Raw genomic sequence first — 23,761 nt, 5'->3', positions numbered from 1 at the left:
GTGCCGCCGATGGTGAAATCTTCGATGTAGCCCTCGTCTTTCAGGACCGCGGCGATGGCGGCCTTGAGCTTGGAGGAGGGCATGGAGACCGATGTCTTGTTGACCATTTGCGCATTGCGCAGGCGGGTCAGCATATCGGCGATGGGATCGCTCATGCTCATGTGTGGTTCTCCTACCAGCTGGCCTTGGTCATGCCGGGCACTTCGCCGCGCATGGCCATTTCGCGCAGCTTGTGACGGGTCAGCCCGAACTTGCTGAACACCCCGCGGGCGCGCCCGGTGACCACGCAGCGATTGCGCTGGCGCGTGGGATTGGCGTTGCGCGGCAGCTGCTGCAGGGCCAGACGGGCCTGGTAGCGCTCTTCGTCGGACTTGGATTGATCGTTGATGATGGCCTTGAGGGCCGCGCGCCGGGCTGCGAATTTCTGGGCCAGACGGGCGCGCTTGATGTCACGGTTGATGAGTGAGAGTTTTGCCACGTCAGCCCCTTAATTGCGGAAGGGGAAGCGGAATGCGCTGAGCAGCGCCTTGGCTTCCTCGTCGGTCTCGGCGGTGGTGGTGATGCTGATGTTCAGCCCACGCACGGCGTCGATCTTGTCGTATTCGATCTCGGGGAAGATCAGCTGCTCTTTGACCCCGAGGTTGTAGTTGCCGCGGCCATCGAACGCGCGGCCCGAGACCCCCCGGAAGTCGCGCACGCGCGGCAGGGCCACGGCGATCAGGCGATCGAGGAATTCGTACATGCGCTGGCCACGCAGGGTGACCATGCAGCCGATGGGATAGTCTTCGCGGATCTTGAAGCCGGCAATGGCCTTGCGCGTCTTGGTGATGACGGGCTTCTGGCCTGCGATGCGGGCCAGGTCGCCCGCGGCGTGCTCGATGACCTTCTTGTCGGCCACGGCTTCGGAAACGCCCATGTTGAGCGTGATCTTGGTGATGCGCGGCACCTGCATGAGCGACTTGTAGCCGAACTTGGCCTGCAGGTCGCCCATTACGGTGTCACGGTAGAAATCTTGCAAACGTGCCATTTTTGAACTGCCCCTTATGCCTTGGCGCCGACGACGGCACCGTTGGAGCGGAAGATGCGGACCTTGACCCCGTCGACCACTTTGACGCCGACGCGGTCACCCTTGCCGGTTGCGGGGTTGTACAGGGCCACGTTGGAGATGTGGATGGGCATGGTCTTGTCGATGATGCCGCCGGGCTCGCCCGTCATGGGGTTGCCGCGCGCATGCTTCTTGACCATGTTGATGCCCTCGACGAGGACGTGATCGGCGTCGATCCGGCGCAGCACCGTGCCCCGGCGGCTGCGATCGCGGCCGGACAGTACGATGACTTCGTCGCCCTTGCGAATGTTGTGCATGATCGGCTCCTAGAGGACTTCGGGCGCAAGCGACACGATCTTCATGAATTTCTCGGTACGCAGTTCGCGCGTGACCGGACCGAAGATGCGGGTGCCTATGGGCTCGAGCTTGGCATTGAGCAGGACGGCTGCGTTGCCGCCAAAGCGGATGAGCGAACCATCCTTGCGGCGCACGCCCTTGGCGGTGCGCACCACCACGGCGTTGTAGATTTCGCCCTTCTTGACGCGGCCGCGCGGCGCTGCCTCTTTGACGGTCACCTTGATGATGTCGCCAATGGCGGCATAACGGCGCCGGGAGCCGCCCAGCACCTTGATGCACATCACGGAGCGTGCACCGGTGTTGTCGGCCACGTTGAGCGTGGTCTGCATTTGAATCATGATTTTTCCTGTTCCAACTTGAGGACGATGCAGCCCGTGCACGGTGGCACGGCACTTGCAACACCCACAGTTTTGGTCCCGTCGGGCAGTGCCTGCGCGGTGGCAGGCGCTGCCTTGGGTTGAATTCGATTGCTGCGGTTCTGCCAGAAAAATCGGCAAGACACTGATTATAAGCAGATTGCTGGCGTCATGGCAAGTGGGTTGTGCAGACCGTGTGCGGGCCGTGGATTGCGCAGACCGCGGATCCTTCAAGCTGTGCAGCGTTCAGGCAGCGCAGCGCCCGGGCAGCCGCTCGTTCGGACCGTGCGGCGTTCAGACAGGTTCGAGCGTGGGCACGGCGGCCAGCAAGGCCTGGGTATAGGGTTCGCGCGGATGCAGGAAAATCTCTTCGGCGCTGCCATGTTCGACCACCTGGCCGCGGTACATCACCACCACCCGGTGCGAAAGGTGGTTCACCACGGCAAGGTTGTGGCTGATCAGGATGATGGTGAGGTTCAGTTCGCGCTTGAGGTCGGCAATCAGATTGAGCACCTGGGCCTGCACCGAAACATCGAGCGCCGAAGTCGGTTCGTCGCACACCAGGATCTGCGGACGGATCGCCAGCGCCCTGGCGATGGCAATGCGTTGCCGCTGCCCGCCCGACATCTGCCCCGGATAGGCGTGGTACAGGTGCGCAGCCAGGCCCACCGCGCGCATCAGACCGAGCGCTTCATCGCGTCGGGTGGCGGCCGTGCCCATGCCTTGTATGGCCAGCGGCGCCGTAATGATTTCGCCTATGGTCATGCGCGGATTGAGCGAAGAATACGGATCCTGGAAGATGGGCTGTATCAGGCGCGCCCGCTCGAGGCGCCTGTAGTCATGGATCGAACGGCCCGCAAGCGTGATGCGGCCCCGGGTGGGTGCAATGATGCCCAGCATCATCCGCGACAGGGTCGTCTTGCCACAGCCCGATTCACCCACGATGCCCAGCACTTCGCCAGTGTTGACCGTCAGGCTGACGTCGCGCACGGCGTGCACGGTCCTGCGCGGCGACCACAGGCCGCCGGTGGTGAAGTCGCAGCTTGCGCCATCCACGGCCAGCATGGGCTCGGCACCCGATGCGACGGCAGGCGCGGGCGAGCCATTCATGTTTCTTCCTCCAGGGCGCGATTCCAGATCTCGGGCGACAGGGCACTGCCATCGAGCGGCAGTATGCAGCGCACGTCGCGCGCGGGCCCTGCGGCACGCAGCGCAATGGCCTGCGTCCAGCAGGGCTCGGTGGCGTAGGGGCAGCGGGGCGCAAACGTGCATTGCCCATGCACACCCAGTGGGGCCGGCACGATGCCCGGGATATAGCCGAGCTTGGCCCTGCGCGGAACACGCCCCGGTATCGGAATGGAGCGCAGCAGGCCTTCCGTGTAGGGATGCAGGGGATGGTCCAGCAGGTCCCGCGTCGGGCCATGCTCGACGATCTGGCCGCAATACATCACCGCGGTTCGATGGGCAACACGGGCCACCACGCCGAGATCATGGGTGATGAGGATCATCCCGATCCCGGTTTCGTGCTGGATATCCATCAGCAACTGCAGGATTTGCGCCTGGACGGTGACATCCAGGGCCGTGGTGGGCTCGTCGGCAATCAGGAGGTCGGGTTCGCAGAGCAATGACATGGCAATCATGACACGCTGCCGAAGGCCGCCGGACAGTTCATGAGGATACTGCCCGAAGCGCTCGCGGGCCGGTGCAACCTGCACCAGATCGAGCAGTTCAAGTGCCCGGGCCCGGGCGGCAGCCGCCGAGATGGTGGCGTGCTGGCGCAGCACTTCGACCATCTGCGCACCCACCGTGTAACAGGGGTCCAGCGCGGTCATCGGGTCCTGGAAGATCATGCAGATCCGGTCGCCGCGTATGTTGTTCATTGCGCGTTGCTTCAGGCCAAGCAGCGAGCGCCCGGCATAGCTCAACCGTTCGGCGCGCAGGCGCGCACGCCGGGGCAGCAGGCCCAGAATGGCATGCGCCGTGAGGCTTTTGCCACACCCGGACTCGCCCACGATGGCGAGTGTCTCGCCGCGATCGAGGACCAGATCGATACCCACGATGGGCTTCAGGGTGCCCTGGTCGGTGTCGATGTCGACGTGCAGGCCCTGGACCTCGAGCAGATGTGGCATGGTTCAGGCCCTCCCCTCGGGCGTGGCGACGTCGCGGATGGCGTCGCCCAGCATATTGATGGCAAAAATGAGAGCCACCAGGGCCACGCCCGGAATGGCAATCAGCCAGGGCATGAAAAAGATCTGGCTTTTGGCATCGGCCACCATGAGCCCCCAGGAGCTGAGGGGCGGTTGCACCCCCAGCCCCAGAAACGACAGGGATGCTTCGACCAGTACGGCGTTGGCCAGTTCGATGGACGCGACCACGGTCAGCTGCCCGGTCAGGTTGGGCAGGATCTCCCTGAACAGGATCCGGGCGCGCGAGCTGCCGATGCAGCGCGACGCGGTGACGAATTCGAGCTGCGCCAGCTGCTGCGTGGCACTGCGCGCCACGACGACAAAGCGGTCCCAGAGCAGGCCCCCGATGACCGCGATCAGCAGGGTGAGGGAATTGCCGATCACGGCGACCAGCACGAGCGCCACCAGAACCACCGGCAGCGTCAGCCGGATGGACAGAATGAAATTGACGAACAGGTCGACCTTGCCGCCCCAGTAGCCCCCCGCCACCCCCAGGCAGGTGCCTATGACGCCCGAAATCACGATGGCCGAAAACCCGATGACCAGAGAGATGCGCGCCCCATACAGCAGCCGCGCCAGATAATCGCGCCCGAGTTTGTCGGTGCCCAGGGGATGCAGCCAGCTGCCCGCGGCATCCCACACGGGCGGGACATAGCGCTGGCCGAGATCCTGCAGGCCCGGATCATGGGGGGTCAGCCACGGTGCGAAGATGGCCGCCAGCACGATGAGCAGCAGGATGGCACCGCCCAGCCAGAAGCTGGTATTGCGGGCCAGCCGGTGCCAGGCCAGCTGCCGTGGAGAGCGTGACAGATGCACTGCGGGGTCTTGCGTTTCGGTCACGGCAGGCACGGCGGCATCCTTCACGCTATTGCTTGCGCAGGCGCGGATCGAGAAATATGTTGAGCAGGTCGGCCAGCAGCGTCAGCAGAGCATAAATGACGGCAATGATGAGCAGAATGGCCTGAATGACCTGCAGGTCGGAGCGCTGGATGGAAATCCACGCCAGATAGCCCAGACCGTGCATGGAAAAAACGGTTTCGATGATGATCGAGCCGCCCAGCATGAAGCCCAGTTGAACGGCACTGACCGCCAGCACCGGCAGCATCGCATGACGCAGGGCATGCTTGATGATGACGCGCCAGGGCGCCAGGCCATAGGCCCGGGCCGTGCGCACGTGATCGGACTGCAGGGCATCGAGCATGCCCGAGCGGGTCAGCCGCATGATCACCGGGGTCGCGTAATACCCCAGGGCGATGGACGGCAGTATGTAATGAACCCAGGTGGCCGTGCCCGAGAAGGGCAGCCAGCCCAGTTTCACCCCAAAGACATAAATCAGGCCCAGGCCAAAGAGGAAGGACGGCACCGCCTGGCCGGCCACGGCAATGGCCAGGGCCAGCCGGTCGATCGGCGTGTTGGGCCGCAGGGCGGCCAGCACCCCCATGGGAATCGACAGCAGCAGCGCAAACGCAATGGAACAGAGCCCGAGAATGATCGTGATCGGGAAATGCCCGGCGATGACATCGGCGACCGGTGTGCGCAGAAAGTAAGAGCGACCGAAATCGCCGTGCAGCGCGTTGTACGCCCAGCCGAGGTATTGCTCGTACAGGGGCCGATCGAAACCATACTGGACCCGTATGGCTTCGACATCCGCCTGGGATGCCCCTTCACCGGCGATCGCCGACGCAGGATCGCCTGAAAGGTAAACCAGGGAAAACGCAATGACAGACACAACGACCACGACCAGTGCGGCAACTGTCAGGCGCTTGAGGATCAAACCCAGCATGACTCGCGCGTCTTGTGGTGGCCCTGCAGACACGGGCCCGGGCACAGGCACAGGCCCGTGTCTGCGAACATCGGGCTATTTCCAGCGGGCCCGATAGAAATGGCCCAGTTCATCACCGGTGATGGCCAGATCCAGATCGGCATCGGTTGCGTAGACGCGCCCATACTTGACGACCGGAATGAAGTAGGCCTCATCGGCGATCCTGGAGAGCGCCTTCTTGTACAGCGCCTCGCGTTCGGCAGGGTCCAGCGTGTGGTCGGCCTTGACGAGCCAATCGCGGACCTGCTCGTCGCGGGACAGATCGTCGCCACTGAACTCGAAGTAGTTGCCCGTCGAGATGGACGCATCGGGGAGGCTGTAGGACGCCCAGGTGAGCTGTGCCAGCGGGATCTCGCGGTTGCGGACCTTGGGCAGCAGGGCATTGAACTGCAGGAACTGCAAGTCGGTGTCGATGCCCACGGCGCGCAGGTAGTTGGCAACCGCCTCGCTGTAGGGGCGATCGCGATAGCCATAGAAGCGCATCTTGAAGCCGTCAGGGTAGCCGGCCTCGGCCAGCAATGCCCGCGCCTTGTCGGGGTCATACTCATATTGCAGCACGTCTTCGGTGCAGCCAAACTGCGACGGGCTGCAGATGGACTTGAGGACTTCGGCACCGGGGCCGACCAGGTCTCTGGCGATGGCCTGCCGATCGATGGCGTGGGCAATCGCCTGCCGCACCCGGCGGTCTTTCAGGGGCGTGTCGCCGGTGAGGCCTGCCGCATCCAGCGACAGGAACGACATGCGCATCGTGGGTGCCGGGGTGACCGTGACATTGGGCACCTGGCGCAGCTGATCGATGTTTTCGGGCAGGACGGACCACATCCAGTCGATATCATGCGTGATGAGCGAGGCCATCTGGCTGTCGGTATCCGGAATCGTCTGGAAGATCAGCGTGCCGATCTGCGGCTGCCCCTTGGGCCCACCCTGGAAATAGTTCGGGTTCTTCACCAACGTGAACGAGCTGCCGGGCTGGAATTCCTTGAGCATGAAGGGCCCGGTACACATGGGCAGGACCGCGCCGTAGTCTTTCTTGCCATCGTTGCTGCCCGTGTTCAGGGCCGGGGCATTGTCATAATGGCCCTTGGGATAGATCGGCGTCAGGTCGGACAGATAGGCGAAGGCCGCGGGCGTGGGCTCTTTTGCCTTGATCCGCACCTTGTATTTGTCGATGGGCACGACGTCTTCGATCCAGTTCACCGTGATGCGCGTGGACACGCCGCTGTCGGGCTGCCGGACGTGGTTCAGGGTGTAGGCCACGTCTTCGGCGTCGAGCTCCTTGCCGTTCCAGAACTGCACGCCCTGGCGCAGGGTGAAGTCGAGCGTACGCGGGTCGACCTGCTCGACGCTTTCGGCCAGCAGGGGCTTGTATTCCTTGGTATCCGGGTCGACATGCATGAGGGAATCACACATGTTCAGGGCCGTGGTCACGGCTTCCTGCAGGCTGTTGTAGAAAATGTCGGTGGTGTCCATCTGCGATGCGGTGGCCCAGATCACCGTATCGTTGTCTTTGTTGGCCAGGGCCGGTGCCTGGATGACGAGCCCCGAGAACCCCGCCAGCAGGATCCCTGCCAGGTATTTGTGCTTCATGTCTTCTCCTTTTGCTCACGACCTGCGATGTTTGCTCACGGCCAGCGCGGTTTTTTCATGACGCGCGCGGTCTTCTCACGACCTATGATGTTTGCCCATGGCCTATGATGGCTTGCCCATGGCCTGTGATGGCTTGCCCACATGGCCCAGGACCGCGGTCAGGGCGGCCCTGACCCCTGTATGCAAGGTGGCCGGCACGTCGTCAGAGGCAAAAAAAGGCGAATGAATCCCCGCCGGCTGATCTGCCTGCGTGAACTTGCCAGGGGAATACACGCCAAAGTGCCAGTACACGTAGGGCACCCCGATCTGATCGCCAAAACGGCCGAAATCTTCGCTGCCCGTGTGCGCCTTGTCGAGATGCACCTTGTCGGGGCCAAACTCGCTGCCCAGCCTGGCGATGAGGTTTTCGGCCAGTTGGGGATCGTTATGGCAGCGTGGAAATGAGTACATCGATTCGATGTCGGGTTCGGGGGCGCCGGATGCCACCGCCTCGGCCAGGATGATGCGCCTGACTGCGGCCAGCACCTTCTCGCGCACGCCTTCATCGAAGCTGCGAATGTTGACCTTGAATTCTGCGCGGTCGGGGATGATGTTTTCTTTCAGCCCGCCATGGAATGTGCCAATGGTGATCACGGCCATGTCGGTGCCGGCGATCTCGCGCGAGACGACGCTTTGCAGGCGTACGATCATGTAGGCCCCAAGGACGATGGGGTCGATGCCGTCTTCGGGCTGTGCACCATGGGCCTGGCGGCCGTGGACAGTCACTTTCAGGCTGTCGGACATGGCCATGGCCGTGCCGGGCTTGATGAACAGATGCCCGACCGGCCCCGGCCAGTCGTGCTGGGCGTAAATGGCCTCGGGCCGGGTGACCGTGGCCCAGAGGCCGTCTTCCAGCATGGCCTGGGCGCCCTGGCCCGTTTCTTCGCCTGGCTGGAAGATCATGATGACCGTGCCCGCCCACGACGCCCGGTTGTGCACCAGCACATGAGCCAGGTACAGGCCGACCGTAATATGCATGTCATGGCCGCAACCATGCATGACGTGTGTTTCGGAGCCATCGGGCAGAATCCCCCGGGCACTGGAGGCGTAGTCAAGGCCGGTTGCTTCCTTGATCGGCAGGGCATCGATGTCGGCCCGATAGGCAACGACCGGACCCGTACCGTTCTCGATCACGGCCACGACCCCGGTACCCCCGAAGCGCTGCGGCGACAGGCCCATGCCTTCGAGCCGCTGGACGATGGCGGCGGATGTCCGGGTTTCCTGCATGGAGAGTTCGGGCATTTGATGGAACGCCCGATAGGCGGCTTCCATGTCATTGGCTGCCGCCCGGATCGAGCCCAGTATGGCGTTGTCAAGCACATTTGTCTCCAGTGGGCCTGCGGCGTGTGCAGGCATTGTTTTCCGGAATGCGCGACCTGTTGAACGATCGTGACTTTATGCGTTCATTCGTGACCCTTTGTGTTCATTGTTGCGTGATTCATGCCGCAGCGCAAGTATTTCCGGGTTCGCAGTGGGGTGTGGCAGGCGCACTCAGGCGCCGCCGCGCAAGGCCTCGAGTTCCTGCTCGGCCACGTCGATGCGCACCGTGCCCAGCTCGACCAGACGCCGCGCAACAAGGGCGATTTCGTCGCCCTGGGCGCCGGCCATGAGGGCAATGTTCTGCGAATGCAGCGACATGTGCCCCTTCTGGACGCCTTCGGTGGCCAGCACCTTCAGTGCAGCGAAGTTCTGCGCAAGCCCCACGGCGGCGATGACCCGTGCGAGCTGTTCGGCCGACTCGATGCGCATGATCTTCAGGCAGGCACCCGCCATGGGGTGCAGACGGGTGGCGCCACCGACCAGGCCGACCGCCATGGGGATCTCGATGGAGCCGGCCAGATGGCCGTCGCGGGTGACTTCCCAGTGCGTCAGGCTGCTGTACCAGCCGCGCCGCGCCGCATAGGCATGGGCGCCGGCCTCGATGGCACGCGTGTCATTGCCGGTGGCCAGGACCACTGCAGTGACCCCGTTCATGATGCCTTTGTTGTGCGTGGTGGCCCGATAGGGGTCCATCTGCGCGAACTCATAGGCCTGGATGATGCCGTCGCGCACGTCGGCGCCACCGATGGCGTCCACATGCCAGATGCAGCGCGCGCGCGCCAGACGCCGATCGGCCAGGTTCGAGAGAATGCGCAGACGCACCCGGCCGCCGGTCCAGGATTCGATGTGCGGCGCGATCTTCTCGGCCATCGAGTTGACGGCATTGGCACCCATGGCATCGCGGGTATCGACGATGAGATGGGTCACCACCATGGGCCCGCTGGCGGCATCGATGATGCGCACCTCGAGGTGGCGGAATCCACCACCCAGGCTGACCAGTACCGGATCGCAGGCGTTGCACACGTCACGGATCTCGTCGAGGTGTTCGAGAATCGCGAGCCGGGCGTTGGCGGGATCGGGCACCTCGACCAGCTGGACCTGGGCAATCATCTGCGTGGCCGACATCGAGGTGATGAAGCCCCCCGTGTCATGACACTGGCGCGCAGCGTTGCAGACCGCGGCGACCACCGAGGATTCTTCGGTGGCCATGGGCACGAGATAGTCCTGGCCGTCGATGAGCAGATTGGTGGCCACCCCCAGCGGGATGTTCATGGTGCCCACGACGTTCTCGATCAGCTGATCGGCCAGCGCGACCGGCAGGTGGCCCGTGCCATGAAAGAGCGGCGCGAGCCCGGCGGCCGGCAGGCCGGCGAAGTCGAGCACCCGCTGCACCCGTTCGGGCACGCCGAGCTTGTGAAAGCCCGAAATACGCGATGAATTGCTTGATGAATTGCTTGACATGACAGACCCCTTGCATTCAATCAGTGAAAAATCATCCCATCATCCTGGGCAGCCAGGTCACCATGCCCGGCAGCGCGGCGCAGATCAGCAGGGCGAGCACCTGCAGGCCCATGAATGGCACGACCCCGCGATACACGGTACCGATCCCCATGCCCTCGGGCAGGGTGGCCCGGATGTAGAACAACGAGTAGCCAAAGGGCGGGCTGATGTAGCCGACCTGGATGGAAATGGCATACAGCACGCCAAACCAGATTTCATCGAAACCCAGCAGTTTGACGATGGGCAGGAATACGGGCACGGTGAGCAGAATGATGCCGATCTCATCCAGGCAGGTGCCCAGGAAGATGAGGATGAGCATCATCACCGCCAGCACCAGATAGGCGTTCACGTCCAGGTCGCGGATCAGGGCGATCAACGTGTCGGCCCCGCCCAGGCCGGTGAAAATGGCCACGTAGGCCTTGGCGCCGATGGTGATCCAGAGGATCATGGAGGTGACCTTGAGGGTCTGGATACCGGCTTCGGCCAGGCCGGCCCACGAGAACCGGCGGCGCGCCAGGCTGGCCAGCACGGCCCCCACCACGCCCACGGCGGCGGCCTCGGTGGGCGTGGCGATGCCCATGAAGATGGCCCCCAGCACCAGCACGATGAGCATGGCCGGGATGACCACGGCGCGCAGGCTGAGCAGTTTGAGCCGCATGGAGACCGGGCGCTGTTCGGCGGGCGGTATCCTGCCCTGGCGAAAATAAGCCACGTAGAGGATGTAGAGAATGTACAGGCTGGCCAGGAGCAGGCCGGGCACCACGCCGGCGATGAGCATCTTGCCGATGGACACCTGGGCCGTGACGGCATAGACGATGGTCAGTACCGAGGGCGGGATGAGCACGCCCAGGGTGCCTGCGGCGCAGATCGTGCCGGCGACCAGCGAGGCGTCGTACTTGCGGCGCAACATCTCGGGCATGGCCAGCACACCCATCGAGGTCACGGCAGCGCCCACGACCCCGGTCATGGCTGCCATGACGACGCAGATGATCACCGTGCCGACGGCCAGGCCGCCGCGCAGCCGGCCAAACCACAGGCCCATGACGCGATACAGGTCTTCGATGACGCCCGAGCGCTGCAGAATGGCCGCCATGAGGATGTACAGGGGCACCGCCAGCAGCGGCTCGGAGCGCATCGTATCGAAGATCTGCAACACCAGGATGACGACCGAATCCGGGTTCCAGAGCGTGACCGTGAGCAGCAGGGACAGGCCACCCAGGACGAACGCGATCGGCAGGCCGGTGAGCATGAGCAGCGTGAGACCGCCGAACATGAGAACGAGGATGGCGTTGGCACTCATGCCTGGCTCCCGTCATCCCGACGTGCACAGATGCGCGCCAGTTCGGCCAGACTCTGCAGGCCCAGCAGCAGAACGGCCAGCGGCACGGCGATCTTGTAGGGCCACAGGGGCGGGTTCCAGGCCGAAAAAGTGGTTTCGCGGTACTCGATGGACTGGATGACCAGCGGCGTGGCGTAGTAGAGCATCACGCCGCAGAAGAAGAGAATCACGAGCTGGTTGAAGATGTCCACCCGGCGACCGGTGCGCGGCGCCATGCGGCTGCGGATCAGATCCATGTTGACGTGCCCGCCCACATGCAGCAGATAAGGGCCACCGAGCAGAAAGTAGGGGCCAAAGAGCAGCACGGCCAGTTCCATGCCCCAGACCGTGGGTGAGTGGAACACGTAGCGACTGATCACCTCGGCCATCATGGCGGGCACGATGAGCAGCATCAGGGCGGCGGCCAGCCGGAACAGCCAGAGGTTCAGGCGGGTGATGGCCTGCACGTACAGGCGGATGGGTCGGGGCATGGTGGGAACAACCGCAGGAGGTCAGGCCGGGCACGCCAGCGCAGCGGGCGGATCGGTGCGCTGGCGTGCTGTCGGGGACAGGGGACGCGCCAGGGTCAGTCGAGCAGACCCAGCTTTTTCATGAACTCGACCTGGGTTTCCATCATTTCGGTGGCCAGGGGCTCGCCCTTGGTGGCGTCACGCCAGACCTCGACCACCTGCTTGCGCGCCTGGGCGACGTCGGCCGGGTCGAGGGACACGACTTCGACCCCCTGATCCCTGAAGGCATCGATGGCCTTGCCGTCGGACACCAGGATGTGCTGGCGCAGGGCCATGGAGACCTCGCGGGCCGCAGCCGCCAGGGCGGCCTTGTAGGCCTCGGGCAATGCGTCGTAGGCCTTCTGGTTGGCCACGTAGCTGGTGGCCGTGGTGGGCTGGTGGGGGCCGGGCATGACGATGTACTTGGCCACTTCGCCCAGGCCGGCCTCGAGGTTGGCGGTCAGGTCGCCGCGATCGGCGATGTCGATCACGCCCTTGTCGAGCGCCGAATAGACGTCGGCCGTGGCCAGGGGGGTGACGGCAACGCCCAGATTGCCCATGACTGCCGAGGCCAGCCCCACGAAGCGGCCTTTTTTGTCCTTGAAGTCGGCCACGGAATGGATGGGCACCCTGGAATGGATGGGCTCGGGCCCGTAGACGGTGGGCGCGATATAGAACAGGCCGGCCGGCGCATAGGCCTTGCGGGCCATGTCGAGGCCACCCAGTTCGTAGAACCAGGCCTCGTACTGATCGGACTCGGTGAAACCGAAGGGCACCGTGCTGGTGAAGGCCAGCGCGGGAATCTTGCCGGCCTCGTAGCCATCGAAGGTCTTCATGAGTTCGAAGGCCCCGCCACGTACCGCATCGAAGGCCTGGCTGGGCGGCACCAACTGGCCCGCCGAAAACAGCTCGATCTCGAAATTGCCATCGGTCAGTTCAGCCACGCGCTTGACGAACAGCTCTTCGAATTTCTGTGGCGTGGTCCCGCCGTCCCAGAGGGCCTGCATGCGCCACTTGACCTTGTCCTGGGCGCTGGCCGGGCCCGCCACAGCCAGCCCGGCACCGGCGACCGAAGCCGCCCCCAGCGTCTTGAGCAGGGCACGCCGATTGATCTTCTGCATTGTCTTCTCCTGTAGTGTCGAATTCTGCGATTCGCGGGCCCGCACTGCCGGCAGGATGCCGGGCCCCGGGCCCCTGTCTGGCCTGCGCGAAGCAGCAGGCTGTGGTGACATCATAAAAATTCCACCGGTACAATAAAAGGGACAGTTTGATGAATGTTGAATAACTGTCCCATTATCTGACCCATGACAGAAAACCCACCATGACCCGTATCGAAGCCGTCATGCAACGCATCCGCGCCGGCATCATGGCCGGCACCTGGCCACCGGGCGACAAGGTCTGGTCCATCCGCGCGGCCGCCCGCGAACTGCAGGTGTCCAAGAACACGGTCGCCGAGGCCTATGACCGCCTGGTGGCCATGGGCCAGCTCGAGGCGCGCACGGGGTCGGGGTATTACGTTCCCCGGCGCAGCCGCCATGAGCAGCTGCCCAAGGCGATTTCGGTCGCGCAGGCCGTCGATGCAGCCACCTTGCTGCGCGAACAGCTGATCCGCCATTACGATGTGCGCGTGGGCGAAGGCCGGCCACCGCATGGCTGGGTGGGCAACCCGGATTTCAGGCCCGTGCGCTTCCCGAGTGGCCCGGCGCAGGCCGACGAAGTGCACGGCTATGGCAATCCGTGGGGCTTTCACAAGCTGCGCGACCATCTTGCACAGACCCTGGCCGACCGCCAGATCAGCGCCGCGTCCGAGCAGATCCTCACCACCCTGGGCGCCAATCATGCACTGGACCTGATCGCCCGCCAGCTGCTCGAACCGGGCGATACGGTGCTGGTCGACAGCCCGGGCTACTATCCGCTGTTTGCCAAGCTGCACCTGGGCGGCATCCAGATCGTGGGCGTGCGCCGGCTGGCCAATGGCCCGGATGTGGATGACCTGAACGCCAAGGCGGCGCGCCACCGGCCGAAGATCTTCTTCACCCAGTCGCAGGCCCACAATCCCACGGGCAGTTCGCTCAGCCTGCCGGTGGGGCATCGCATCCTGCTGGCGGCGGCCCGGCACGATTTCCTCATCGTCGAGGATGACCCGTTCGCCGATATCCTGGCGCCCGATGCGCCGCGCCTGGCCAGCCTGGACCAGCTCGAACGGGTCGTCTACGTCGGCACCTTCTCGAAGACCCTGTCGGCGGGTCTGCGCGTGGGCTACCTGGCGGCCAGTCCGGCATTGGCCGAGGCGCTGTGCGATCTGAAAATGCTGACGATCGCCTGTTCGGGCGACCTCGCCGAACGCATGCTGCATGAATTCATCGCGTCCGGGCAGTACCTCAAGCATCTGCGCCGCTTGCGCACGCGCGTGGCACAGACCACCCACCAGGCGATGGAGATCGCCAGCCGGCTGGGGCTGGAGATCTTCTGTGAGCCTGAGGGCTGTTTCTATCTATGGGCCTTCCTGCCCCCGGGCGATACCGAAGAGCGTCTGGTGCACGAAGCCGCGCAGCGCGATATCTTCATCGCGCCAGGTTATCTGTTCACACCCGAGCGACGCAGCACACGCGCCGCGATGCGCTTGAACATCGCCTACGTGGCGCATCCCAAATTCAGCCAGTTCATGCGCCAGCGCCACGCCTGACGGCGCCGGGCGCTGCAGCGCGGGCAGGGTGGTGTAAGCTTTGAATACCGCCGCAGGCATCGCGGCCCGCCGTTCAGGACATTCCATGGAGCGCATCTGGCTGTCTCATTATCCGCCCGGGGTGCCGGCCGACATCACGGAACAGGCCCGCGCCTGCCCGTCGCTGGCGGCGCTGTTCGAAGAGGGCTGCACCCGCCACGCCGGGCGCATCGCCTACCACAGCCTGGGTGCCACACTCACCTACGCCGGCCTGCACCGGCACGCCCACGCCTTCGCAGCCTGGCTGCAAGGGCAAGGGGTGCAGCGGGGCGACCGGGTGCTGCTGATGATGCCCAATCTGCTGCAATACCCGGTCTGCCTGTTCGGCACCTGGCTGGCGGGCGCCGTCGTAGTGAACACCAATCCGCTCTACACCGTGGGCGAGTTGCAGCACCAGCTGAATGACTCGGGCGCCACCACGGTCGTGGTGGCCGAAAACTTCGCCCATGTACTGCAGCAGGCCCTGCCCGACTCGGCGGTGCAGCGCGTGGTGGTCACGGCGGTGGGCGATCTATTGGGTTTCTGGCGCGGCCACCTGGCCAACTGGGTGCTGCGCCACGCGCGCAAGCAAGTCCCCGCCTGGCGCATCCCGGGCAGCGTGCGCCTGGCACGCGTGCTGGCCCAGGGCCGGCGCAGGCCGTGTGCACCCCCCACCCTGGGGCATGATGACCTGGCCGCGCTGCAATATACGGGCGGGACCACAGGCGTGGCCAAGGGGGCCATGCTCACACACGGCAATCTGGTGGCCAATGTGCATCAGGCGCATGCCTGGGTGCGGCCCTTTTGCCAGGGCGAGAACGAGCTCGTGGTAACGGCCCTGCCGCTCTATCACGTCTTTGCACTGACGGCGAACTGCCTGGTGTTCTTCAAGCTGGGGGCCGGCAATCTGCTCGTGGTCGATGCCCGCGACACGAACACGCTGGTGCACGAGATGCGCCGCCTGCGCTTCACGGCGCTCACGGGGGTGAATACGCTGTTCAATGCGCTGCTGGCCCGGCCGGACTTCGCCCAGCTGGATTTTTCTGCGCTGACGCTCTGCCTGGGCGGTGGCATGGCCGTGCAGGAAGACGTCGCACGGCGCTGGCTCGAGGTCACGGGGGTGCCGATCGCGCAGGCCTACGGGCTGACGGAAACCTCGCCCGCGGTCACCATCAACCCGCTTGATTCAGTGGCGTTCAATGGCTCCATCGGCCTGCCCGTGCCGTCCACCGATGTGGCCATCCGCGAGAACAACCAGAGCCTGGCCCTGGGCGAAGTGGGCGAAATCTGCGTCAAGGGGCCGCAGGTGATGGCGGGCTACTGGCAGCGGCCCGACGAGACGGCGCACACCTTCGATGCCGACGGCTGGCTGATGACCGGCGACATTGGCCGCATGGATGAGCGCGGCTACGTGTTCCTGCTGGATCGCAAGAAAGACATGATCCTGGTGTCCGGCTTCAATGTGTACCCGAACGAGATCGAGGCCGTGGTCATGGGCATGCCGGGGGTGCACGAAGTCGTGGCCGTGGGCGTGCCGCACGGGGTGGCGGGCGAAGCGGTGAAGCTGTTCATCATCCGCAGCGATCCGACGCTCACCGAGGCGCAGGTGATCGCCTGGTGCCGTGAACACCTGACAGGGTACAAGGTGCCGCGCCACGTCGAGTTTCGCGCCGATCTGCCACGCAGCGCGGTCGGCAAGATCCTGCGCAAGGACCTGCGCGACGAGGCGCGCCGGCAGGCGGCCGAGGGCACGAGCTGATGAGTGTGCGCCGCTTGGCCGCCACTCAATATCCCAGCGTCAGCCCGTCGGGGTTGCGTGGGTCCGAGGCCCCGTACCAGCGGCCCTGATGGCGCTGGATGGTTTGCGTCTTGCCCATGGTGGGCCTGATCACAATCCTGTGGCCCCGTGCGCGCAGCATGTCCAGCGTGTCCGGGCTGAAGCCTTTTTCGACGCGCAGTTCGTCGGGCCGGCCCTGGTGGTGGAAACGGGGCTGGGCAGCGGCTTCGGCCGGATTCAGGCCGAAGTCCACCGCGTCCACGACCGCCTCGAACACCGTCGTGATGATGCGCGCGCCGCCAGGGCTGCCCGTCACCAGCCAGACGCGGCCGTCAGCGTCCAGCACGATGGTGGGCGTCATGGATGACAGGGGCCGCTTGCCGGCGGCTACGGCATTGGCTTCGGCCCCGACCAGACCGTATACATTGGGCACGCCGGGCTGCAGGGCGAAGTCATCCATTTCGTTGTTCAGCAGCACGCCGGTGCCGGGCACGACCTGGCCGTTGCCAAACCCCGTATTCAGGGTATAGGTCAGCGCCACGGCGTTGCCGGCGGCATCGACGATGGAATAGTGCGTGGTCTGGTCACCCTCGTGGGGCCAGGGGTCGCCGGCCTGCCAATCCTGCACGGGGCGGGCATGGTCGGGGTCTATGCTGGCCGCGCGCTCGTGTGCGTAGGCCTTGGACACCAGGCCGGCCACCGGCACGTCGACAAAGTCCGCATCCCCGAGCCAGCGGGCGCGATCGGCGTAGGCGAGCTTCATCGCCTCGGCCAGATGATGTACCGTCCGGGCACTGCCGGCGCCCCAGTCTGCCACGGGCCAGGGTTCGATCATGTTGAGCAGCTGCAGCAGGTGCACGCCGCCCGAGCTGGGCGGTGGCATGGTCACGATGCGCCTGCCGCGGTAGGTGCCTTCCAGGGGGGTACGCTCCAGCGCGCGGTAGCCAGCCAGGTCGGCCGCACTGATGAGGCCGCCGCTGCGCTGCATTTCGGCCACGATGGCCTGTGCAATGGGCCCCTGGTAGAAGGCGGCGGGCCCATGGGCTGCAATCCGGCGCAAGCTATGGGCCAGATCGCGCTGCACCAGCCTCTCGCCAGCGCGCAACGGGCGGTCGGCGTGCCAGAAAACGGCGCGCGTCGCCGGCCAGCGCCCCATCACGTCGCGGTTGCGCCGCAAGGCGTCGGCCAGCACAGGGGTCACCGGTATGCCGTTTTCCGCCAGGCGTACGGCGGGTGCCACCAACTGGGCCAAGGGCAGGCGGCCCCAGCGCCGGTGGGCCAGGCCCAGGCCGGCCACCGTGCCGGGTACGCCTGCCGCGGCCGGGCTGTAGAGTGAGCGCCCGGCAATCACCTGACCTTGCTCGTCCACGAAGGTACGCGGACTGGCCTGCGCGGGCGCGGTCTCGCGGAAATCGACGGCGTGGTTCCGCCCGGTAGCGGCCTCGTGCACGATCATGAACCCGCCACCGCCCAGGTTACCAGCCCAGGGCTGCACGACGGCCAGCGCGAAACCCACGGCGATGGCCGCATCTACGGCATTGCCGCCCTGCTGCAATACCGCCAGCCCCACGTGGGTGGCCAGGGCGTCTTCGGTGGCCACCATGCCGTGCTCGGCCACGACAGGATGAAAAATGTCGTAGCCATCATCGTAGGCGGCGGCCGCCGCCTGGGTGATGGCAGCCGCGGAAGCCGGCGCTGCCTGGGCGGTGATCGCGCAGCCCGCCGACAGCAGCAGGGCCACGAGGGCTCGGCCGGCAGTCTGGTGGATGCGCATGGGAATCAGGGGGTCAGGCCGCCCCGAACTGCAGCGGCTCGCCGTTGCGGTCGAAGGCCAGCAAAGACCCGATGGTGCCGTACTTGATCATCTGCGTCATGCGCTGGAAGGCCTGGTCCACGTCTTTGTTGTCGGGCAGGAAAGCCGACTGGTCGGCCATGGCGGCCACGAAAACAACGTGCCAGCCTTTGCCCGTACGGGTGGATTCGTCGACCAGGGCACTGAAGCTGGAGACTTGATCGGGTGTCTTGTCGACACACAGGATGGGGGTGAGCTCGCCCCCTTCGCCGCGCGCGTGTCGTTCTTTCTGTGCGGGTGTTGCGTCGTCGGGCACGCTGCTGTCGGCAAACACGAACAGCAGCCGCTGGGGCTGATCCTGCAGGCGTGCCGCCTGCAGGAGGTCATCGAAGCTGGCGATGTCCATGCCGGCCCCGATCAGATGACGCGAACGGCCTCGACCAGACGCACCACCGTCCAGGACTTGCGACGGGACAGGGGCCGGCCTTCGGCGATCTCGACCGTGTCGCCCTCGTTGTACTGATTGTTTTCGTCGTGCGCCTGGTAGCGGGCCGAGCGATTGACGAACTTGCCGAGCACGGGATGCTTGACACGGGTCTGGACGCTGACCACGACGGTCTTGTCCATCTTGTTGCTGACCACCTTGCCGGTCAGGGTGCGCTGACGCCTGGGGGTGGATTCAACGGCTGCAGTTTCGATTTCGCTCATTTCATTTCCCTGCGTTTTCGGTCATGATGGTGCGCACACGAGCGATGTCGCGACGGACCTTGCCCAGCTGGCTGGTATTGGTCAGCTGCTGGGTGGCGCGTTGCATGCGCAGGTTGAATTGAGCCTTCAAAAGGCTTTCGAGCTCGGCCTGCAGCTCGGTGCCGTCCTTGGTGCGAAGTTCACTGGCTTTCATGGTGATTCCTCAGGCCCCGACGCGGCGCGACACGAAGGTCGTGCCGATGGGCAATTTGGCAGCGGCCAGACGGAACGCTTCGCGGGCGAGTTCTTCGCTCACGCCTTCCATTTCGTACAGGACCTTGCCCGGTTGAATTTCGGCCACCCAGAATTCCGGGCTGCCCTTGCCCTTGCCCATGCGAACCTCGGCGGGCTTCTGCGAAATGGGCTTGTCGGGGAAAATGCGGATCCAGATCCGGCCGCCCCGCTTGATGTGACGGTTGATGGCACGACGGGCGGCCTCGATCTGGCGCGCCGTCAGGCGACCCCGGTCGGTGGCCTTGAGGCCGAACTCGCCAAAGGACACGTTGGTGCCTCGGGTGGCCAGACCGGTGTTGCGGCCTTTCTGCTCTTTGCGGTATTTCCTGCGAGCGGGTGACAACATGATTATTCTCCTTCGGCCTGGGCAGCAGCGGTTTCACGCCGGCTGCCACGACCACGACCACCGGGGCGGCCCGGACGGTCACCGCGTGGCGCACGACGACCACGGCGTTCTTCATCGCGCGGCACGGCCGTCTCGGGCGGGAAGTCGCCATTGGGCAGCATGTCGCCCTTGTAGACCCAGACCTTGATGCCGATGATGCCGTACGTGGTACGCGCTTCGGCCGTGCCGTAGTCGATATGGGCGCGCAGGGTGTGCAGGGGCACGCGGCCTTCGCGATACCATTCGGTCCGGGCGATTTCGATCCCGTTCAGGCGGCCCGAACTCATGATCTTGATACCCTGGGCCCCCAGGCGCATCGCGTTCTGCATGGCGCGCTTCATGGCACGGCGGAACATGATGCGTTTCTCGAGCTGCTGGGCAATCGAGTCGGCGACCAGTTGGGCGTCGGTTTCGGGCTTGCGGATTTCCTCGATGTTGACGTGCACCGGCACGCCCATGAGGCGCTGCAGGTCAGCCTTGAGGTGCTCGATATCCTCGCCGCGGCGACCGATCACCACGCCCGGACGGGCCGAGTAGATGGTGATGCGGGCGTTCTTGGCCGGGCGCTCGATGACCACGCGGCCCACTGAGGCCGAGCCCAGTTTTTTCTTGAGGTACTCGCGAACACGAATGTCTTCGGCCAGCATGCTGCCGTAGTTCTTGTCGTTGGCGTACCAGCGCGAGGTCCAGTTGCGGTTGACCGCCAGGCGGAAACCGGTCGGGTGGATTTTCTGTCCCATTGTGACTCCTTAGGCCCCGACCTTGACCACGATGTGGCAGGTCTGCTTTTCGATGCGGTTGCCGCGGCCCTTGGCACGGGCCGAGAACCGTTTCATGGACTGCGCCTTGTCGACGAGAATGGTCGTGACCTTGAGCTCGTCGATGTCGGCGCCATCATTGTGCTCGGCATTGGCGATGGCCGACTCGAGCGCTTTCTTGATGATGCCCGCCGCTTTCTTGGGGCTGAACGTCAGGATGTTGAGTGCATGCGCCACGGACTTCCCGCGGACCAGATCGGCCACGAGGCGGGCTTTCTGGGCGGAAATATGGACGCCGCGTATGATGGCGGTGGTTTCCATGGCTTATCTCCTGGATTTCTTGTCTGCCGCGTGCCCCTTGAAGGTGCGCGTGTGGGCAAACTCGCCGAGCTTGTGGCCGACCATGTTCTCGCTCACATACACGGGCACGTGCTGGCGCCCGTTGTGCACGGCGATGGTCAGCCCGATGAACTCGGGCAGAATGGTTGAACGGCGCGACCAGGTCTTGATCGGCTTCTTTTCCTTGCCCCCGACGGCTGCATCGACCTTCTTGATCAGATGTGCATCGACGAACGGGCCTTTCTTGATCGAACGTGACATAGTGTGCGCCCCTTATTTGCGCTTGCGGCGCGAGACAATCATATTGCTCGTGCGCTTGTTTCGACGCGTGCGATACCCCTTGGTGGGCGTACCCCACGGGCTGACGGGCTCGCGGCCTTCGCCGGTGCGGCCCTCGCCACCGCCGTGCGGGTGATCGACCGGGTTCATGGCCACGCCACGCACGGTAGGACGCACACCGCGCCAGCGCATGGCGCCGGCCTTGCCGATCTGGCGCAGGCTGTGGTCGTGATTGCCGACCTCACCAATGGTGGCGCGGCAGTCGATATGCACGCGGCGAACCTCGCCCGAACGCAGGCGAACCTGGGCATACACGCCTTCACGCGCCAGCAGCACGGCCGCGGCACCTGCCGAGCGCGCCATCTGGGCCCCCTTGCCAGGCTGCATTTCGATGCAATGGATGGTGGCACCCACCGGAATCGCCCGGATGGGCAGCGTGTTGCCGCTGCGGATCGGGGCTTCGAGACCCGAGACCACGGTGGCACCGACTTCGAGGCCACGCGGCGCGATGATGTAGCGGCGCTCGCCATCGGCGTAGCACAGCAGCGCGATGTGCGCGGTGCGGTTGGGGTCGTACTCGATGCGTTCGACACGCGCCGGGATACCGTCCTTGTTGCGCCGGAAATCGATGATGCGGTAATGCTGCTTGTGCCCGCCCCCGCGATGGCGCACGGTGATGTGGCCATTGTGGTTGCGGCCCGAGCGGCGTGACTGGCTTTCGAGCAGCGGCGCGTATGCAGGCCCCTTGTACAGCTCGGGGTGCACGACCTTGATCATGCCGCGGCGCCCGGCCGATGTGGGTTTGACTTTGACGAGCGGCATTCAGTGGACCTCCGAGAAGTCGATTTCGTGACCGGACTTGAGGCAGACATAGGCCTTGCGCTCGTTGCGACGACGGCCCATGAAGCGGCCAAAGCGCTTCTGCTTGCCCTGGCGGTTGGCCACCTGCACGGACTGGACTTCGACCTTGAAGAGCAGTTCGACCGCGGCCTTGATTTCGGGTTTGGTGGCGTCGGCCACGACCCGGAAGGCCACCTGATTGTTCTTTTCGGCGAGCATGGTGGACTTTTCAGTGACCACGGGCGCCAAGATGACTTGCATCAGACGTTCGACATTCATCCCAGCAACTCCTCGAGTTGAGCCACGGCGGGCCGCGTGATGAGCACTTTCTTGAAGTGGATCAGCGACAGCGGGTCGGCCTGGTGCGTTTCGATCACGGCCACATGAGGCAGATTGCGCGTGGCCAGGTAGACGTTCTCGTCGAGCTCGTCGGTGATGATGAGCACGGACCCGGACACACCCAGATCTTTCAGGCGGCTGGCCGCGAGCCTGGTCTTGGGGGCTTCGAGGACGAAGCTCTCGAGCACGGCGATGCGGTCTTCGCGTACCAGCTGGGAAAAGATGGCGCGCAGACCCGCGCGGTACATCTTCTTGTTGACCTTCTGGCTGAAGTTTTCTTCAGGGCTGGCCGGGAATGCCCGACCACCCCCCCGCCAGAGCGGTGAGGAGGTCATGCCGGCGCGCGCACGGCCGGTGCCTTTCTGGCGCCAGGGCTTCTTGGTGGAGTGCTTGACGGTTGCACGGCTTTTCTGGGCCCGGTCACCCTGGCGGGCGTTGGCCTGGAAAGCGACCACGACCTGATGGACCAGGGCCTCGTTGAAGTCGCGCCCGAAAATGGCATCGGCGACCGGTACGGTGGCGGTGGCTTGCCCGTTTTCATTCAAGAGCTTGAGTTCCATGGTCTTCAGGCCCCCTTCACGGCTGCTTTGACGGCGGGACGCACGACGATGCCGCCGTTCTTGTGGCCGGGCACTGCGCCCTTGACCAGCAACAGCCCGCGTTCGGTGTCGACCCGCACGATGTCGAGATTCTGTACGGTGCAGGTTTCGGCGCCCATGTGACCGGCCATTTTCTTGCCCTTGAAGACCCGACCGGGATCCTGGGCCTGGCCGATCGAACCGGGTACCCGATGCGAGAGCGAGTTGCCATGCGAGTTGCGCTGGCCCCTGAAATTGTGGCGCTTGATGGTGCCGGCAAAGCCCTTGCCCAGGCTGGTGCCGGTGACATCGACCTGCTGGCCGGCCTGAAAGACCGAATCGACGGCGATGACGGCGCCCGCAGTGAACTCGGCGATCTGTGCCGGATCGAGGCGAAACTCTTTGAGCTGGCTGCCGGCTTCTATGCCAGCCTTGGCATAATGGCCGGACTGGGCCTGATTGACGCGCGAGGCACGACGGCTGCCATGGGCCAGCTGCACGGCAGCATAGCCATCGGTTTCCGGCGTCTTGACCTGGGCGATGCGGTTGTTGGAGACATCGAGTACAGTGACCGGAATGGATACGCCATCCTCGGTAAAGACACGCGTCATGCCAAGCTTGCGCCCCACGAGCCCGAGGCGATACGCCGCGGGTGCAGGTGTCGATTGCGACATTGTTTTCTCCTGGGGGTGTTTCCCCGCAGATAGGGATCCCGACTACGATTGGCCGGGGCTGTTGTTCTTCGCAAAGCACACAAGGCCCAAAATTAGGCAAGGCTTGTCGAAAGCCCTATATGTTACTACGCAATTCGTCTTCTAGCAAGAGGGAGTCTTTTCCAACATGACATGAGTCTGAGCGGGGTCTTGTGTTTCCAACATGAGATGAGTCTGAAGCGGGGAAGGTAGAAGTCGTCGATCATGAGGCATGGTGATCGATATGCAGGAAGAACG

At 64.6% G+C, this 23,761-nt stretch carries 29 protein-coding genes; 2 read left to right on the top strand and 27 right to left on the bottom strand.

Annotation, left to right across the window (positions count from 1 at the left end):
* The 15 genes from rpsH to dctP form a co-directional block, all read right to left on the bottom strand.
* Positions 1-161 (bottom strand): 30S ribosomal protein S8 (rpsH, locus tag WCY17_RS12945; protein ID WP_372702608.1); only part of this gene is annotated, 161 nt, incomplete at its 3' end.
* An 11-nt stretch (positions 162-172) separates the two neighbouring features.
* The gene (gene rpsN / locus WCY17_RS12940) at positions 173-478 is read right to left on the bottom strand and encodes a 30S ribosomal protein S14 (RefSeq protein WP_372702607.1); all 306 of its coding nucleotides are present in this window, start codon (positions 476-478) and stop codon (positions 173-175) included.
* Positions 479-487: 9 nt separating this feature from the next.
* A complete protein-coding gene (gene rplE, locus WCY17_RS12935; RefSeq protein WP_372702606.1) occupies positions 488-1,027 on the bottom strand; it encodes a 50S ribosomal protein L5 in 540 nt (179 codons plus the stop codon).
* A 14-nt stretch (positions 1,028-1,041) separates the two neighbouring features.
* Positions 1,042-1,362 carry a 50S ribosomal protein L24 gene (gene rplX, locus WCY17_RS12930; RefSeq protein ID WP_372702605.1) on the bottom strand — a complete coding sequence of 107 codons (321 nt, stop codon included), beginning with the start codon at positions 1,360-1,362 and terminating at the stop codon, positions 1,042-1,044.
* Positions 1,363-1,371: 9 nt separating this feature from the next.
* The gene (rplN, locus tag WCY17_RS12925) at positions 1,372-1,740 is read right to left on the bottom strand and encodes a 50S ribosomal protein L14 (RefSeq protein WP_372702604.1); all 369 of its coding nucleotides are present in this window, start codon (positions 1,738-1,740) and stop codon (positions 1,372-1,374) included.
* 312 nt (positions 1,741-2,052) lie between these two features.
* Complete coding sequence (locus WCY17_RS12920) at positions 2,053-2,868, bottom strand: ATP-binding cassette domain-containing protein (protein WP_372702603.1); 816 nt, start codon at positions 2,866-2,868, stop codon at positions 2,053-2,055.
* Positions 2,865-3,887, bottom strand: coding sequence for an ABC transporter ATP-binding protein (locus WCY17_RS12915; RefSeq protein WP_372702602.1), 1,023 nt, complete (start codon positions 3,885-3,887; stop codon positions 2,865-2,867). Before WCY17_RS12915 ends, WCY17_RS12920 begins: the two co-directional genes overlap by 4 nt.
* Positions 3,888-3,890: 3 nt before the next feature.
* Positions 3,891-4,784 carry an ABC transporter permease gene (locus WCY17_RS12910; RefSeq protein ID WP_372702601.1) on the bottom strand — a complete coding sequence of 298 codons (894 nt, stop codon included), beginning with the start codon at positions 4,782-4,784 and terminating at the stop codon, positions 3,891-3,893.
* A gap of 25 nt (positions 4,785-4,809) precedes the next feature.
* The gene (locus tag WCY17_RS12905; RefSeq protein WP_372702600.1) at positions 4,810-5,727 is read right to left on the bottom strand and encodes an ABC transporter permease; all 918 of its coding nucleotides are present in this window, start codon (positions 5,725-5,727) and stop codon (positions 4,810-4,812) included.
* 75 nt (positions 5,728-5,802) lie between these two features.
* Positions 5,803-7,353: an ABC transporter substrate-binding protein gene (locus tag WCY17_RS12900; RefSeq protein WP_372702599.1), complete on the bottom strand. Its 1,551-nt coding sequence runs from the start codon at positions 7,351-7,353 to the stop codon at positions 5,803-5,805.
* 102 nt (positions 7,354-7,455) lie between these two features.
* Complete coding sequence (locus tag WCY17_RS12895) at positions 7,456-8,712, bottom strand: amidohydrolase (RefSeq protein WP_372702598.1); 1,257 nt, start codon at positions 8,710-8,712, stop codon at positions 7,456-7,458.
* Positions 8,713-8,883: 171 nt separating this feature from the next.
* A complete protein-coding gene (locus tag WCY17_RS12890) occupies positions 8,884-10,173 on the bottom strand; it encodes a hydroxymethylglutaryl-CoA reductase, degradative (RefSeq protein ID WP_372702597.1) in 1,290 nt (429 codons plus the stop codon).
* Between the two features lie 31 nt (positions 10,174-10,204).
* Entirely contained in the window at positions 10,205-11,512 is a 1,308-nt protein-coding gene (locus WCY17_RS12885; RefSeq protein ID WP_372702596.1) for a TRAP transporter large permease subunit, read from the bottom strand.
* Positions 11,509-12,021: a TRAP transporter small permease subunit gene (locus tag WCY17_RS12880; RefSeq protein ID WP_372702595.1), complete on the bottom strand. Its 513-nt coding sequence runs from the start codon at positions 12,019-12,021 to the stop codon at positions 11,509-11,511. Before WCY17_RS12880 ends, WCY17_RS12885 begins: the two co-directional genes overlap by 4 nt.
* Positions 12,022-12,116: 95 nt before the next feature.
* The gene (dctP, locus tag WCY17_RS12875) at positions 12,117-13,160 is read right to left on the bottom strand and encodes a TRAP transporter substrate-binding protein DctP (RefSeq protein WP_372702594.1); all 1,044 of its coding nucleotides are present in this window, start codon (positions 13,158-13,160) and stop codon (positions 12,117-12,119) included.
* Positions 13,161-13,360: 200 nt separating this feature from the next.
* Between dctP and WCY17_RS12870 the strand changes: the two genes are divergently transcribed.
* Positions 13,361-14,725 carry a PLP-dependent aminotransferase family protein gene (locus WCY17_RS12870; protein ID WP_372702593.1) on the top strand — a complete coding sequence of 455 codons (1,365 nt, stop codon included), beginning with the start codon at positions 13,361-13,363 and terminating at the stop codon, positions 14,723-14,725.
* 85 nt (positions 14,726-14,810) lie between these two features.
* On the top strand, positions 14,811-16,502 hold the full coding sequence (locus tag WCY17_RS12865) for an AMP-binding protein (protein ID WP_372702592.1): 1,692 nt from the start codon (positions 14,811-14,813) through the stop codon (positions 16,500-16,502).
* Between the two features lie 25 nt (positions 16,503-16,527).
* Here the strand turns inward: WCY17_RS12865 and ggt are convergent, their stop codons facing one another.
* Genes ggt through rplC form a run of 12 tightly spaced genes read right to left on the bottom strand, consistent with a single transcriptional unit; the run spans position 16,528 to position 23,485 of the window.
* A complete protein-coding gene (gene ggt / locus WCY17_RS12860; protein ID WP_372702591.1) occupies positions 16,528-18,294 on the bottom strand; it encodes a gamma-glutamyltransferase in 1,767 nt (588 codons plus the stop codon).
* Between the two features lie 13 nt (positions 18,295-18,307).
* Positions 18,308-18,718, bottom strand: a complete 411-nt coding sequence (locus WCY17_RS12855) for a ribonucleotide reductase subunit alpha (RefSeq protein WP_372702590.1) — start codon at positions 18,716-18,718, stop codon at positions 18,308-18,310.
* Positions 18,719-18,729: 11 nt separating this feature from the next.
* Positions 18,730-19,020 (bottom strand): 30S ribosomal protein S17, encoded by a 291-nt coding sequence (gene rpsQ, locus WCY17_RS12850; RefSeq protein WP_372702589.1) that lies wholly within the window; start codon positions 19,018-19,020, stop codon positions 18,730-18,732.
* 1 nt (position 19,021) lies between these two features.
* Positions 19,022-19,213: a 50S ribosomal protein L29 gene (rpmC, locus tag WCY17_RS12845; protein WP_372702588.1), complete on the bottom strand. Its 192-nt coding sequence runs from the start codon at positions 19,211-19,213 to the stop codon at positions 19,022-19,024.
* Between the two features lie 9 nt (positions 19,214-19,222).
* Complete coding sequence (gene rplP, locus WCY17_RS12840) at positions 19,223-19,639, bottom strand: 50S ribosomal protein L16 (RefSeq protein WP_372702587.1); 417 nt, start codon at positions 19,637-19,639, stop codon at positions 19,223-19,225.
* A 2-nt stretch (positions 19,640-19,641) separates the two neighbouring features.
* On the bottom strand, positions 19,642-20,418 hold the full coding sequence (gene rpsC / locus WCY17_RS12835) for a 30S ribosomal protein S3 (protein ID WP_372702586.1): 777 nt from the start codon (positions 20,416-20,418) through the stop codon (positions 19,642-19,644).
* 9 nt (positions 20,419-20,427) lie between these two features.
* Positions 20,428-20,757, bottom strand: coding sequence for a 50S ribosomal protein L22 (rplV, locus tag WCY17_RS12830; RefSeq protein ID WP_372702585.1), 330 nt, complete (start codon positions 20,755-20,757; stop codon positions 20,428-20,430).
* A 3-nt stretch (positions 20,758-20,760) separates the two neighbouring features.
* Positions 20,761-21,036 (bottom strand): 30S ribosomal protein S19, encoded by a 276-nt coding sequence (gene rpsS / locus WCY17_RS12825; RefSeq protein WP_372686066.1) that lies wholly within the window; start codon positions 21,034-21,036, stop codon positions 20,761-20,763.
* Positions 21,037-21,048: 12 nt separating this feature from the next.
* Entirely contained in the window at positions 21,049-21,876 is an 828-nt protein-coding gene (gene rplB, locus WCY17_RS12820; protein WP_372702584.1) for a 50S ribosomal protein L2, read from the bottom strand.
* The gene (rplW, locus tag WCY17_RS12815; protein WP_372702583.1) at positions 21,877-22,173 is read right to left on the bottom strand and encodes a 50S ribosomal protein L23; all 297 of its coding nucleotides are present in this window, start codon (positions 22,171-22,173) and stop codon (positions 21,877-21,879) included. It lies immediately after the preceding gene.
* Positions 22,170-22,793: a 50S ribosomal protein L4 gene (rplD, locus tag WCY17_RS12810; protein ID WP_372702582.1), complete on the bottom strand. Its 624-nt coding sequence runs from the start codon at positions 22,791-22,793 to the stop codon at positions 22,170-22,172. The genes rplW and rplD overlap by 4 nt, the downstream gene beginning before the upstream one ends.
* A gap of 5 nt (positions 22,794-22,798) precedes the next feature.
* The gene (rplC, locus tag WCY17_RS12805; RefSeq protein ID WP_372702581.1) at positions 22,799-23,485 is read right to left on the bottom strand and encodes a 50S ribosomal protein L3; all 687 of its coding nucleotides are present in this window, start codon (positions 23,483-23,485) and stop codon (positions 22,799-22,801) included.
* Positions 23,486-23,761 lie beyond the last annotated feature (276 nt).

This window comes from Castellaniella sp. (assembly GCF_041677825.1).
Classification (GTDB): domain Bacteria; phylum Pseudomonadota; class Gammaproteobacteria; order Burkholderiales; family Burkholderiaceae_B; genus Castellaniella.
This window is presented reverse-complemented; position numbering and strand designations above follow the sequence as displayed.